Below are 11,897 nucleotides of genomic sequence, written 5' to 3'. Positions count from 1 at the left end.
GGCCCTTTCGACACACCCGGCCTCAGCCCTGGATGAACGCCAGCAGGTCGGCGTTCACCTGCGCCGCGTGCGTGGTGCAGGTGGCGTGCGGCGCGCCGGCGTACAGCTTGAGCTGGCTGCCCTGGATCATTTCGGCCGCCAGCTTGCCCGTGGCCTCGAAGGGCACGACCTGGTCGTCGCCGCCGTGGATCACCAGCGTGGGCACGTCGATCTTCGCCATGTCGGGGCGGAAGTCGGTCTCGGAGAACGCCGTCACGCAGTCGATGGTGGCCTTGATCGAGGCCTGCAGCGCGATCTGCAGCGTCTGCTTGAACACGCCCTGCGACACCTTCGCGCCCGGGCGGTTGGTGCCGTAGAACAGCGTGCTGAAGTCGTCGATGAACTGCGCCCGGTCGGCGGCCAGCCCGGCGCGGATGCCCGCGAAGAGCGACGCCTCGGGGCCCACGGGATGGTCGGCGGTCTTCATGAACAGCGGCGTCACCGCGCTGATGAGTGCCAGCTTGGCCACGCGGGCGCTGCCCTTGCGCGCGATGTAGCGCGTGACGTCGCCGCCGCCCATCGAGAAGCCCGCCAGGATCACGTTTTTCAGGTCGAGCTTTTCGATCAGCTCGGCGATGTCGTCGGCGAAGGTGTCGTAGTCATAGCCGGTCCAGGGCTGGCTGGAGCGGCCGAAACCGCGGCGGTCGAACGCGATGACGCGGTAGCCGCGCTCGGCGAAGAACAGCATCTGGGCGTCCCACATGTCGGCGCTCAGCGGCCAGCCGTGGCTGAAGACGATGGGCTGGCCGCTGCCCCAGTCCTTGTAATAGAGCTCGGTGCCGTCGCGAAGGGTCAGTGTGGTCATGGTTTTTCCTTGAGATGGACGAAAGGGTGAAAGGGAAAGAGAAAGAATCCGCGCCGCTCAGAGCGCCAGGAAGTGATGCACCTCGGGCTTGCCCGGGCCGATGTGAAAGCGCAGCGCCTCGGCCTGCAGGTCGGCGTCGGCGTGCGACACGCGGTGGTGCTGGCGCAGGTGCTCGGCCCACGACTCCACGAGGAACCACTCCATCACGCGCTCGGCATCGGCCGTGTGCTCGTGCACGCCCCAGGCGTAGGCGCCATCGCGGCGGCGCTCGAGCGACAGGCGCTTCATCGCATCGAGGAACGCCGGCCGGTCTTCCTTGCGGATGCGGTACTCGACCTGGATCATCACGGGCCCGCGGTCGTGCGCCACCGGCTCGGCCAAGAGCGGCTCGGGCCAGTGGTTCGAGGCCTGCAGGTCGGCCTCGCCCGCGGGCAGCCGCACGCGGTGGAACACCAGCCCCATCACCACCAGCCCCACGGCGCCCGCCACCAGCGTGGCCGGCACGCCGATCTGCTGCGCCACCAGGCCCCAGCCCAGGCTGCCGGCGGCCATGGCGCCGTTGAACACCGTGAGGTACACGGCCAGCCCGCGCCCGCGCACCCAGTTCGGCAGGATCGACTGCGCCACGCCGTTGAGCGTGGTCAGCGCAATGATCCAGCCCAGCCCGAGCACGCCCAGCATCGGCACCGCCAGCCACTGCGGCGGCGCGAACACCAGGGCGCCCATCACCGCGGCGGTGAGCAGCGAGGCCAGCAGCAGCATGCCGTCGGCATCGAGCCGCGCACGCAGCCGCGGCATCACCAGCGCGCCGCCGATGGCGCCCGCGCCCACGGCGCCGAGCAGGATGCCGTAGAAGCTCGCCGTGCCGCCGAGCATCTGGCGCGCCACCAGCGGCAGCAGCGCCCACACCGAGCTGGCGAACAGGAAGAACACCGCCGCGCGCAGCAGCACCACATGCAGCTCCTTGCTGGCCCGCGTGTAGCGCAGGCCGGCGCGGAAGGCGCCGAAGAAGTTCTCGGACAGCCCGCTGTCCACCGCCGCCGGGCGCTTCCACCACAAGAGCGCCGCGATCACGAACACGTAGCTCAGCACGTCCAGCCCGTAGGTGGCGGCCGCGCCGAAGCTCGCCAGGATCAGCCCGCCCGCCGCCGGCCCGATGGAGCGCGCGATGTTGATGCCCAGCGAGTTCAGCGCCACCGCGCCCTTGAGCTCGCTGCGCGGCACCAGCTCCGGCACGATCGACTGCCAGGTCGGCCCCATGAGCGCCGCACCGATGCCGCCCACGAAGGTCAGCGCAATCAGGTACTCGACCGTGAGCGTGCCCGTGTGCGAGAGCAGCAGCAGCGTGCCGCTCACCGCGGCCAGCAGCACCTGCACGAAGATCAGGAAGCGCCGGCGGTCGAGGATGTCCGACAGCACGCCGGCCGGAATCGCCAGCAGAAAGATCGGCAGCGTCGCCGCCGTCTGGATCAGCGCCACCGCCGTCGGGCTGGCCGACAGGTCGGTCACCAGCCACGAGCTGGCCACGTCGCGCATGAAGCTGCCGATGTTGCCCAGCACCGTGGCGGCCCACAGCACGGCAAAGACCGGCTGGCGCAGCGGCGCGAAGGCGCCGGCGGCTTTGGCTTGGGGCTCAGTCATCGTGGCGCTCCTTGAGGTCGAGCCAGGCGACGAGCACGAAGCCGCCGACCAGGCCCAGGTGTTCGAAGAAGGCGTTGGCCGCCATGAAGCGTTCCTGCCCCAGCGGCATCTCCCAGAAACGCAGCGCGACGAAGGTGGCCATGAGCGTGAAGCCGCCCAGCGCGAGCGCGCCGAGCCAGCGCCAGAAGCCGATGAGGATGAGCGCCGCGGCGCCCAGCTCCAGCACGATCACCGCCACGGCCAGCGGGCCGGCCGGCGCCAGGCCGAAGTGGTTCATCTCGGCGATGGCGGCGTTGAAGTCCAGCGCCTTGTTCAGGCCGCCCTGCAGGTAGGCCGCGCACAGCAGCAGCAAGGCGATCCAGCGCACGGCGGGCGAAAGGGTCCAGTGCATGGCCTTCATCACACCGCCCAGCAGGCGCAACCCAGCGCGCCCCAGAAGCTCTTCAGGTCGGCAATGGGCAGCTTGCTGCTCCAGGCCGTCGCGTGGCTGTGGCCGTGCACGTTGCAGTCGTTGGCGCAGGCGCACGACATGGCGGCGTTGCGCATCACCTTCTGCAGCGGCGCGCCCTCGGCGGTGTCGGCCCAGCCGGCATAGCCGCCGAAGGTGCGCGCGGGCGACCAGTCGGGCATGGCGGGCGGCAGGCCGCCTTCGTCGTGCGCGGCGAACGGGCCGGCGCCGTAGACCACCTTCCCGCCCACCATCGTGAGCAGCGCCGTGGTGTCGGCAATCTCCGATTCGGCGCAGGCGAAGAAGTCGCGGTCGGGCACCACCAGGTCGGCCAGCTGGCCTTCCTGGATGCGGCCCTTCTTGCCCTCCTCGTTCGAGAACCAGGTGACGTTCTCGGTCCACATGCGCAGCGCGGCCTCGCGGCCCAGGCAGTTGCGCTGCGGGTACAGCTGCATGCCGCCCACCGTCTTGCCCGTGACCAGCCACGACAGCGACACCCACGGGTTGTACGAGGCCACGCGCGTCGCGTCGGTGCCGGCCGACACCTTCAGGCCGCGCTCGAGCATCTTCTTGACCGGCGGCGTGGCCTCGGCCGCGCCGGGGCCGTAGCGCTCGACGAAGTACTCGCCCTGGTAGGCCATGCGGTGCTGCACCGCCACGCCGCCGCCGAGCGCGGCGATGCGGTCCATCGACTTCTCGGAAATCGTCTCGGCATGGTCGAAGAACCAGTTCAGGCCGGCCAGCGGCGTGTCCTTGTTGACCTTCTCGAACACGTCGAGCGAGCGGCTGATGGTTTCGTCGTAGGTCGCGTGCATGCGCCAGGGCCAGCGGTTCTGCGCCAGGATGCGCACCACGCCTTCGAGGTCGCCTTCCATCTCGGGCGCCATGTCGGGGCGCGGCTGGCGGAAGTCTTCGAAGTCGGCCGCCGAGAACACCAGCATCTCGCCCGCGCCGTTGTGGCGGAAGTAGTCGTCGCCCTGCTTGTATCTGGAGTTGGCGGTCCAGTTCAGGAAGTCGTCCTTCTCGGCCTTGGGCTTCTGCGTGAAGAGGTTGTAGGCCAGGCGGATCGTGAGCTGCCCGTCGTCGTGCAGCTTCTGGATCACTGCATAGTCGTCGGGGTAGTTCTGGTTGCCGCCGCCCGCGTCGATGGCGCCGGTCACACCCAGGCGGTTGAGCTCGCGCATGAAGTGGCGCGTGGAATTGAGCTGGTACTCGAACGGCAGCTTCGGCCCCTTGGCCAGCGTGGCGTACAGGATGGCCGCGTTCGGCTTGGCCAGCAGCAGGCCCGTGGGGTTGCCGGCGCTGTCGCGCACGATCTCGCCGCCGGGCGGCGCGGGCGTGTCCTTGGTGTAGCCCACGGCGCGCAGCGCGGCGCCGTTGAGCAGCGCGCGGTCGTACAGGTGCAGGATGAACACCGGCGTGTCGGGCGCCACCGCGTTCAGCTCGGCCAGGGTCGGCAGGCGCTTCTCGACGAACTGGTGCTCGGTGAAGCCGCCCACCACGCGCACCCACTGCGGCGCGGGCGTGATCGCCACCTGGCGCTTGAGCATGCCCATCGCATCGGCCAGGCTCTTCACGCCGTCCCAGCGCAGCTCCGTGTTGTAGTTCAGGCCGCCGCGAATGATGTGCAGGTGGTTGTCGATCAGGCCCGGCAGCACGCGCTGGCCTTGCAGGTCGATCACGCGGGTCTGGCTGCCGGCCAGCGGCAGCACGTCTTCGGCGCGGCCCACGCGGATGAAGCGGCCGTCCTTGATGGCCACCGCGTCGGCCGTGGGGTTGGCACGGTCCAGCGTGGTGAAGCGGCCGTTGCGCAGGATGAGGTCGGGGGTCTGGGTGGTGGCCATGGTGGATGCGGGTGCGAGGGAGGTGGCTGCGAAGGCGCCGAGGGCGCCCAGGAAGTGGCGGCGTTGCGGGTCGGGGGCGTTCATGCGTCGCTCCGCTCGGACGGGCGGCTGCCGGCGGCGGCGGACTTCACCGCCCCGGGCTGCGCGCAGGTCGGCAGCTCGCCGAACACGTGCGGCTTGACCTGGTCATGCAGCCACGAGGTGGCGGCCGGCCGGTCGAACACCTGCCGCACCAGCGGCGGGATCTGCTCGCCGAGCAAGATGCCCAGCAGGCCCACCAGGGCGATCACCGGCGGCGCCGGCGAGCGCACCTGGAAGAGCGCGTAGATCACGCCGACCAGCAGGCCGAGCGCGAGGGAAACGACATAGGTCTTCATGGTCGGTCGGCCTTCCGGGTGCTCTGCGTTCAACCCTCGTGGGCGCCGAACATCGTCTTGGCGTACGTCACGCCCAGACCGTAGGCGCCGCCCACCTTCTTCGCAATACCGGTCGTCAACTCGTAGGTGTCGCCACGCGCCCAGTCGCGCTGCAGCTCGAGCAGGTACTGCAGCGAGGTCATCGGCTGCGCGCCGGCCTGCACCATGCGCTCCATCGCGCGGTTGTGCGCCTCGGTGGACACGTCGCCGCAGGCGTCGGCAATCACGTACACCTCGAAGCCCTGGTCCAGCGCCGACAGCGCCGGGCCCACGATGCACACGCTGGTCCACAGGCCGGCCAGCACGATGCGCGGCTTGCCGATGGCGTTCACGCGCTCGATCACGGCGGCGTCTTCCCAGGTGTTCATCGAGGTGCGGTCGAGCATCTTCTGGCCCGGGAAGGCGTCGGTGATCTCGCTGAACATCGGGCCCGAAAAGCTCTTCTCGGCCACGGTCGTGAGGATGGTCGACACCTTGAAGCCGGCCGCCGCCTGCGCCACCAGCGCGGCGTTGTTGCGCAGGTTGACGGCGTCGATCGAGTGCGTGGCAAAGGCCATCTGCGACTGGAAGTCGATCATCACCAGCGTGTGGTCGGTGGGGGTGAGCAGCTTGGCGCCGGCGGTGGGGGTGGCTTGGACGGTCATGAAAGGCTCCTTCGGCAAAGTTGGGTGCGTGGATGTTCGATTCAGTTCACAATCGCTTTCGGAGGGAATCTCCTTGGCGTGGGCTGAATCATCCGGTGCACGCAGGGCCCCATCGACGAAACTTTTCACCATCAATGATCGAAGTTTTCGATCATTCCTTTTTGCTGCGAGGAACGCCCCGTGCTCAAGCTCACCCTGGAAGCCATCGAGGTCGTCGACGCCATCGCGCGCCACGGCTCCTTTGCCGCCGCCGCCGCGCGGCTGAACAAGGTGCCCTCCACCATCTCCTACGCCGTGGGCAAGCTCGAAGAGCAGCTGGGCATGCTGCTGTTCGAGCGCAACGGCCCGCGCGTGACCCTCACCGCCGCCGGCGAAGAAATGCTCAAGGAAGGCCGATGGCTGCTCGGCGCCGCGAGCGACCTCGAATCGCGCATGCGGCAGATTGCCACCGGCTATGAATCAGAGCTGCGGCTGGTGCACGACTCGCTCATTCCCACGCAGGCCTTCATGGACGACATCCGCGCCTTCGAAGACCTGCGCTGCGGCACGCGGCTGCGCATCGGCTGCGAGGCACTCACCGGCAGCTGGGAGGCGCTGCGCGAGGGCCGCGCCGACATCGTGGTGGCCGCGGGCGAAGGCCCGGCCGGCGGCGGCCACCAGGCCGTGGCCGTGGGCAGCCTGGCGTTCGCCTTCTGCGTCGCGCCCACCCACCCGCTCACGCGGCTGAAGCGCCCCGTTCAGCGCGGCGACCTCATCGACTGCAACGCCATCGTGGTCGGCGACACCGCGCGCACCCTGTCGGACCGCACCGTCGGCCTCATGGCCGGCCAGCCGCGCATCACCGTGCCGTCGATGGCCGCCAAGGTCGCCTGCCAGGTCGCCGGGCTGGGCCACGGCTTCCTGCCGCGCGCCTGCATCACCGACGAGCTGGCGCGCGGCACGCTGGTCGAACTGCCGACCGAGGAACCGCGCGCGCCGGAAGCCTTCTGGCTCGCGTGGAAGACCGGCGCGCAGGGCCAGGCGCTGCGCTGGTGGCGCGAGCGGCTGCACCGCACGCTCGTGCCCGCGCTGCTGCCGCGCTCGTTCCTCTGAAGAAAAAAGAGAGGTTGTCGCTCAGCCGCCGGCGCGCAGCTTGTCGAGCGCCCGGTCGAGAAACGCCAGCCGGTCTTGTCCCCAGAAGCGCTCGCCGTTCAGGATGAACGTGGGCGCGCCGAACACGCCCGCTTCCACCGCGTCGGCGCTGTTGGCGCGGTACACGGCCAGCACCTCGGCCGACTGCTCCAGCGCCTGCAGCGCCGCGCCGTCGTAGCCGTTTTCATCGGCGATCGCGATGCGCACCGCGGCCTGCGCCGTGTCGCGCTCCTCGGCCCACAGCGCGCGCAGCAGCGCGTGCGACAGCGGCTGCGCGTCCAGGCCCTGCAGCTGGGCGGCGATCACCATCCAGCCCGGGTACTTGTTCCAGTTCGGGTCGGTCGGTGCGCCCTTCGGGTAGTGCGCGGGCTCCAGGTTCATCGGCATGCCGAGGTAATCGCGCCAGCGCGACAGCTCCAGCGCGTGGTACGTGCGGCGCGGCTCGGGGCGCGTCTTCAGCGGAATGCCGCCGGTCTGCGGCACCACCGCCTGGAAGTCGTAGGGCTTGAGCGTGAGCTGCACATGGTGGCGGCGCACGATGTCTTGCAGTTGCGGGCCGCCGAGGTAGGCCCAGGGCGAGGAAAGGCTGTAGTAGCAGTCGATGGCGATCATGCGGGGATTATCTTCAGCCCCCGGCCGGCGCGCCGCGCGCCACGGCCATACACCTCGCAACGCACCGCCTCGCGAACGCGGTGAAACTACGCCCCTTGCGCGTTGCTGCGTGGTTGTGCATCGGCCGGGCCCTGCCCTTGCGACGCACCGCCGCCACTTTTCCGGGAGCCCTGATTTGCAGCCGAAGACCCAAGCCAAGATTGCCCGCATTGCCCTGTCGGCCTCGGCCGCCGCCATCGGCAGCCTGGCCGCCTACTGGACCCTGCTCGCCACGCGCCAGGGCCACATCCTGTTCAACGCCCGCAAGCTGCCCGTGGTGCATCTGTCGGACGACTTCTCGACCTACTCGCACCCCGTGCCCGGCGGCATGGTGCGCGGCTACGTGTACCACCCGCAGGGCGAAGACGCGCTGCAAGACCTGTTCATCTACTTCGCCGGCCGCGGTGAAGACGTGCGCGCCACCGCGCAGATGCTGCACTGGCTGCCCGAGGGCTTCGGCTTTGCGGCACTCAACTACCGGGGCGTGGCCGACTCGCAGGGCGCGCCTTCTGAAATTGCCTCCGTGGCCGACGCCGCCCAGTTCGCCAGCCACCTGCGCCGCGCCTTTCCGCAGGCGCGCCTGCACGTGGTGGGCCGCAGCCTGGGCACCGGCGTGGCCATCCAGCTCGTGGCGCGGCAGGAATTTGCGAGCCTGCAGCTCATCACCCCCTACGACTCGCTGCTCGAAGTCGCCAAGAAGCGCTTTCCGCTCGTGCCGCTGTCGCTGTTGCTGCGGCACCGCTTCAACTCCATCGAGCACAGCAAGGAAGTCGCCGCCAAGACCCAGGTGCTGCTCGCCGCGAAGGACGACGTGGTGCCGCACGAACGCTCCGAAAAACTCATCGCCGCCTGGCCCACGCCCGTGAGCGTGCAGACCGTGTCGAACTCGGACCACCACAACATCACCGGGCTCGAAGAGACCTGGCTGATGCTGGTGGACTTTGCGTTGACGGCGGTGTTGCCGGAGCCGAAGGTGGCTTGAGGGTTGCGGGCCGGTCGTGAGGCAAAGGCTTCACGCCGGCCGCCGGGGGCTAAGCCGGCTTGAGCGAGGGTTGCGCTTGCAGCGCATCGCGTACGGCACCGGCTGTTGCGTTGACGGTGGCGATGCGCGTCATCAACGCTTCGTTGAGCAGGCGCAGCAAGGCGCTCAGTTCGGTGCGGGTGGGGGCGAGTTCTTCGCTGTCGTTCAGGGCGCTGGTGTCTACGAGCTTTTCTAGCGCGGTGTAGGCGCGCATTACAGCGTTGAGGTTGTCGGCGTCGTCGCAGGCTTGCAGGGCGAGGTCGTCGAGAGAGGGGAATGCGGGGTCGTGCCGAGTGGGCGATTGCCCGGGCGCGGATGCAGCTTCAGCCATGAGAGGCCTCCAAGAATTTCGGTTTGCTACAACCGCCGCACCCGCTTCCAAACGGGGGCGGCAGCTCGAACGGGTTGGAAGACCGGGAAACTCTTGCAAGAAACCGGCAGGGCTCGCGCCCTCCCGTCCGAGCCGCCAAAAACTGGCGCGCGAACGAAAAAGCCGCAGACCCTGTGCGGTGACTGCGGCTTTCGTCGCAGAGTTTCGAACGGGCTTCCAAACCCGGCTGCGCTTCTTTTTCGCAGCGGCGACAGTATATCTATGAGCGCGTATTGGCAACGCACAAATATGCAGAACTCGGTCTTCAGAGGCGCGCTTCGTAAGCGCTATGGAAGCCGTGCAGCATTCACCATTGAATACTCGGCGATCGGTTGCTCTAGATCATTTTCTTCACATCGCGCGCATGAACCTATGCAGTTTCGTTGCCAACGTCGAGGAGCCTGCGAATCACTACCTAGGAGCAAGGTGCAGAACAAGCTCAGTTGTAGCCTGCCGCGCATGCCGACTAATTGCGTTGCCTCCCATTGTGCTAAATAGAGACGCAATTTTCTTGGTTTTGACGTGAAAGTACTGTGCAGAAATCGCTTCTACCAAATCGCCAGACAAACCGTTCGAAGCCTCGTTCGAAGGGAAAGTGACGATTGCATCTGCCCCAGACGCAGCAACCCCAAGCATCAGGTCATCAAAAGCTTGTGCTGATTGAGTGAGTAGAGAGAATTTCGACTGGGGGCGCAATCCAATTTCCGGATATCTGCCGACACCCGAAACCTCCGGGGCAAACCCCTCGGCCACAGCTTCCAGCACGTGATAGAAGCGGCTGTATTGAACCTCTGAGTATGGTGGATCGATGAAAGCAAGATCGCCCTCATCAAGCTCATTGGTCAGCTCTAGCGCATCAGACTTTACCGCGCGACCCGGCACATTTGCTTGGAGACGAGCAATTTTAGAAAGCGCCGACAGCGCAGATGAGGAAACATCTCTGGACCACGCATTTGCCAAATGAGGCAATGCAGAATCACTGATTCCAAAAGGCTGTGCAGTGTGCCCTGGCGCTGCAGCGCACGTACTTGCGGCATCGATCAATGCAGCAAGTGCGGCACCTCGCTGCTGCGCAGGAAGAGTCGCACGAAGGGCATCGAGCGAAATAGCTTGGTGCGGACTGTAGTAGTGCCCGCCATAGGCTCTAGCCAAGGAGAACTCGGCTGGCAGTTCGACACACAGTCGACGTGCCTCTAGGACGGCAAATCGCCAATCCTCGAGACCCTCACTGGCAGGTCTTAACAAGAGTGCAGGGTCAATCAGGTTGCGACGCTCATCCAACCAAAATTTCGCTGCCTGAATCCAATCTTGTCCAATTTCAGTTGCCGAAAAAACGGCTGTTTGTTCGATTTGACATGCGGCAAGGGCGACAGCGTATTTTTGAAGATCCCCAGCACAGACCGAGGTATGAAAGCGCTGAGCCACGTATCCGGCAACCGAGCCAGTCCCGCAGAAAAGATCGAAGAACCCCCTCCTCTTCGGAACCAGATCCGTAAGCAACTCCCCGAGGCCGTTAAGAAGCATGGACCGCTTGGAACCCATGTACTTCACGACGCAAAACTCCACTGCACGACGCGTTCGGCTTGCGATAGCAGATGAGTTCTTACTTTTGGACTACCCATCAAAGCGGCCAACGAGGTTTTGCCTTTTGCATACTCACTCTCGAACTGCTCAGATGCATCAACGCAATCAAGATAGAGATCCATTCGACTACTCGGCATCTCAGAGCGTTGCGAGACCAAGCCTTGTAGCTCTGCAAGGTCATCCAACCAAAATCCCAGTTGAGACTCTTGACCTGCATCGCGGAGCAAGTTTTGCGTCATTCCCGTTGCTACCCTTAGAAGCAAACTCGCTCGTGCAAGTACTGGCCTCGGCGTTGCGGGAGATGCAGAGTAGTCCTGAGCATGCTGAAGCAACGGGTGATCCTGCTCCAGAGGATTCGCCAAAAAATCTAGGGGTATCGACTGAAGCACGGGTGCAGCGCCAACAAGCCTCTCATAGGCCGCACGTAGTTCAGCCTCCAAGGCAGCGGCGGCGATGGGATCTGGTGTGCCGCGCAGCCGCAACGAGTCACTGGCTGCCTTTCGCAGAGCCGATCGCACTATGTGTTTGTCTAGCTGCAGAAACGCGGCCCCTGGCGAAGGCTCGAGAACTTTCCATAGCGATGTCACCAACTCCATGCTCTCTTGAACGTTCGCTCGATGCGGGGTGAGGATATGCGGGTTGTAGCTGCATCGATTTCTGAATCCCTTGTCCTCCGCACCAACTTCCAAGTCATACAACCAATCCGAGATCCAGCTAGAAGACGTTGTCGCGGCATTTACACCTGGATATGCGTACTGAACAATATCTGGAACAGATTCGCCAAAAATTTTCGTTGCAGCGGCAATTTCTGAACTTGCTGCGGTAGAACTCTTGATCAAGAACCCAAGAGCGAGCCACACCATCTCGTGCGTCGGACGCTTTGCTAGTGAATGAATCGCACCGTGAGCATCAAGCACGCAGTTCCAAGTATTGAAGGCTCCGCAGCCCAACCCCGAAAGAATCGATTGAGCAGCACGCAGCTCAGCGTAGTACGAAAAATGCCACGATGAATGCGCATCACCCATGAGATACGAATGCAACGCCCTTGAAAGATAGCTCCAGCCATCAGCGCAATGCGTTGGCGCTGCAGCGGCCAAATACTCGGACAAAGAGCCCCCCGGAATCGCCAGTGCGCCACCGGGACGATGGTCTTTTTCGATGCCCGCTATAGCTACATGCACACCGGGCAACCAAGCTCCTGTTGCAGGGAACGCAAAGGTGGTCATCGCTTGGACGATCGATGAGCGGTCTGCAAGCAGGAGCGCTGTCTCGTCGGCTTGGTTAAAGGGTGAGGCAGCCATCC

General features: G+C 65.7%; 12 protein-coding genes. 2 read left to right on the top strand and 10 right to left on the bottom strand.

Going from position 1 to position 11,897, the window contains the following annotated elements:
- Positions 1-22 precede the first annotated feature (22 nt).
- From ACAM42_RS04440 to ACAM42_RS04415, 6 genes are all read right to left on the bottom strand, one after another.
- Positions 23-844 carry an alpha/beta fold hydrolase gene (locus ACAM42_RS04440; protein WP_369631239.1) on the bottom strand — a complete coding sequence of 274 codons (822 nt, stop codon included), beginning with the start codon at positions 842-844 and terminating at the stop codon, positions 23-25.
- A 57-nt stretch (positions 845-901) separates the two neighbouring features.
- Positions 902-2,485, bottom strand: a complete 1,584-nt coding sequence (locus ACAM42_RS04435) for an MFS transporter (protein WP_369631238.1) — start codon at positions 2,483-2,485, stop codon at positions 902-904.
- Positions 2,478-2,876 (bottom strand): DoxX family protein, encoded by a 399-nt coding sequence (locus ACAM42_RS04430; protein ID WP_369631237.1) that lies wholly within the window; start codon positions 2,874-2,876, stop codon positions 2,478-2,480. Before ACAM42_RS04430 ends, ACAM42_RS04435 begins: the two co-directional genes overlap by 8 nt.
- 8 nt (positions 2,877-2,884) lie before the next feature.
- On the bottom strand, positions 2,885-4,777 hold the full coding sequence (locus ACAM42_RS04425; RefSeq protein WP_369632718.1) for an amidohydrolase: 1,893 nt from the start codon (positions 4,775-4,777) through the stop codon (positions 2,885-2,887).
- Positions 4,778-4,857: 80 nt separating this feature from the next.
- Complete coding sequence (locus ACAM42_RS04420) at positions 4,858-5,154, bottom strand: DUF1427 family protein (RefSeq protein ID WP_159273859.1); 297 nt, start codon at positions 5,152-5,154, stop codon at positions 4,858-4,860.
- 29 nt (positions 5,155-5,183) lie between these two features.
- On the bottom strand, positions 5,184-5,837 hold the full coding sequence (locus ACAM42_RS04415) for a hydrolase (RefSeq protein WP_062474264.1): 654 nt from the start codon (positions 5,835-5,837) through the stop codon (positions 5,184-5,186).
- Positions 5,838-6,017: 180 nt separating this feature from the next.
- On the opposite strand from ACAM42_RS04415, the gene ACAM42_RS04410 reads away from it, so the two are divergent.
- The gene (locus tag ACAM42_RS04410; protein WP_056575757.1) at positions 6,018-6,929 is read left to right on the top strand and encodes a LysR family transcriptional regulator; all 912 of its coding nucleotides are present in this window, start codon (positions 6,018-6,020) and stop codon (positions 6,927-6,929) included.
- 21 nt (positions 6,930-6,950) lie between these two features.
- Here the strand turns inward: ACAM42_RS04410 and ACAM42_RS04405 are convergent, their stop codons facing one another.
- Entirely contained in the window at positions 6,951-7,580 is a 630-nt protein-coding gene (locus ACAM42_RS04405; RefSeq protein WP_070060143.1) for a 2-hydroxychromene-2-carboxylate isomerase, read from the bottom strand.
- A 175-nt stretch (positions 7,581-7,755) separates the two neighbouring features.
- On the opposite strand from ACAM42_RS04405, the gene ACAM42_RS04400 reads away from it, so the two are divergent.
- Positions 7,756-8,601 carry an alpha/beta hydrolase gene (locus tag ACAM42_RS04400; protein WP_369631236.1) on the top strand — a complete coding sequence of 282 codons (846 nt, stop codon included), beginning with the start codon at positions 7,756-7,758 and terminating at the stop codon, positions 8,599-8,601.
- Positions 8,602-8,650: 49 nt separating this feature from the next.
- Here the strand turns inward: ACAM42_RS04400 and ACAM42_RS04395 are convergent, their stop codons facing one another.
- From ACAM42_RS04395 to ACAM42_RS04385, 3 genes are all read right to left on the bottom strand, one after another.
- Positions 8,651-8,971, bottom strand: coding sequence for a hypothetical protein (locus ACAM42_RS04395; RefSeq protein ID WP_369631235.1), 321 nt, complete (start codon positions 8,969-8,971; stop codon positions 8,651-8,653).
- 450 nt (positions 8,972-9,421) lie between these two features.
- Positions 9,422-10,552: a DNA adenine methylase gene (locus tag ACAM42_RS04390; protein ID WP_369632717.1), complete on the bottom strand. Its 1,131-nt coding sequence runs from the start codon at positions 10,550-10,552 to the stop codon at positions 9,422-9,424.
- 5 nt (positions 10,553-10,557) lie between these two features.
- Positions 10,558-11,895 (bottom strand): hypothetical protein, encoded by a 1,338-nt coding sequence (locus ACAM42_RS04385; RefSeq protein WP_369631234.1) that lies wholly within the window; start codon positions 11,893-11,895, stop codon positions 10,558-10,560.
- Positions 11,896-11,897 lie beyond the last annotated feature (2 nt).

The sequence above is a fragment of the Variovorax sp. V35 genome (assembly GCF_041154465.1).
Taxonomy (GTDB): domain Bacteria; phylum Pseudomonadota; class Gammaproteobacteria; order Burkholderiales; family Burkholderiaceae_C; genus Variovorax; species Variovorax boronicumulans.
This window is presented reverse-complemented; position numbering and strand designations above follow the sequence as displayed.

Coding starts and splice junctions, on each gene's coding strand:
- ACAM42_RS04425 (WP_369632718.1), bottom strand. CDS start 4,777: ATGGCCACCACCCAGACCCCCGACCTCATCCTGCGCAACGGCCGCTTC.
- ACAM42_RS04415 (WP_062474264.1), bottom strand. CDS start 5,837: ATGACCGTCCAAGCCACCCCCACCGCCGGCGCCAAGCTGCTCACCCCC.
- ACAM42_RS04430 (WP_369631237.1), bottom strand. CDS start 2,876: ATGCACTGGACCCTTTCGCCCGCCGTGCGCTGGATCGCCTTGCTGCTG.
- ACAM42_RS04405 (WP_070060143.1), bottom strand. CDS start 7,580: ATGATCGCCATCGACTGCTACTACAGCCTTTCCTCGCCCTGGGCCTAC.
- ACAM42_RS04440 (WP_369631239.1), bottom strand. CDS start 844: ATGACCACACTGACCCTTCGCGACGGCACCGAGCTCTATTACAAGGAC.
- ACAM42_RS04385 (WP_369631234.1), bottom strand. CDS start 11,895: ATGGCTGCCTCACCCTTTAACCAAGCCGACGAGACAGCGCTCCTGCTT.
- ACAM42_RS04420 (WP_159273859.1), bottom strand. CDS start 5,154: ATGAAGACCTATGTCGTTTCCCTCGCGCTCGGCCTGCTGGTCGGCGTG.
- ACAM42_RS04390 (WP_369632717.1), bottom strand. CDS start 10,552: ATGGGTTCCAAGCGGTCCATGCTTCTTAACGGCCTCGGGGAGTTGCTT.
- ACAM42_RS04435 (WP_369631238.1), bottom strand. CDS start 2,485: ATGACTGAGCCCCAAGCCAAAGCCGCCGGCGCCTTCGCGCCGCTGCGC.
- ACAM42_RS04395 (WP_369631235.1), bottom strand. CDS start 8,971: ATGGCTGAAGCTGCATCCGCGCCCGGGCAATCGCCCACTCGGCACGAC.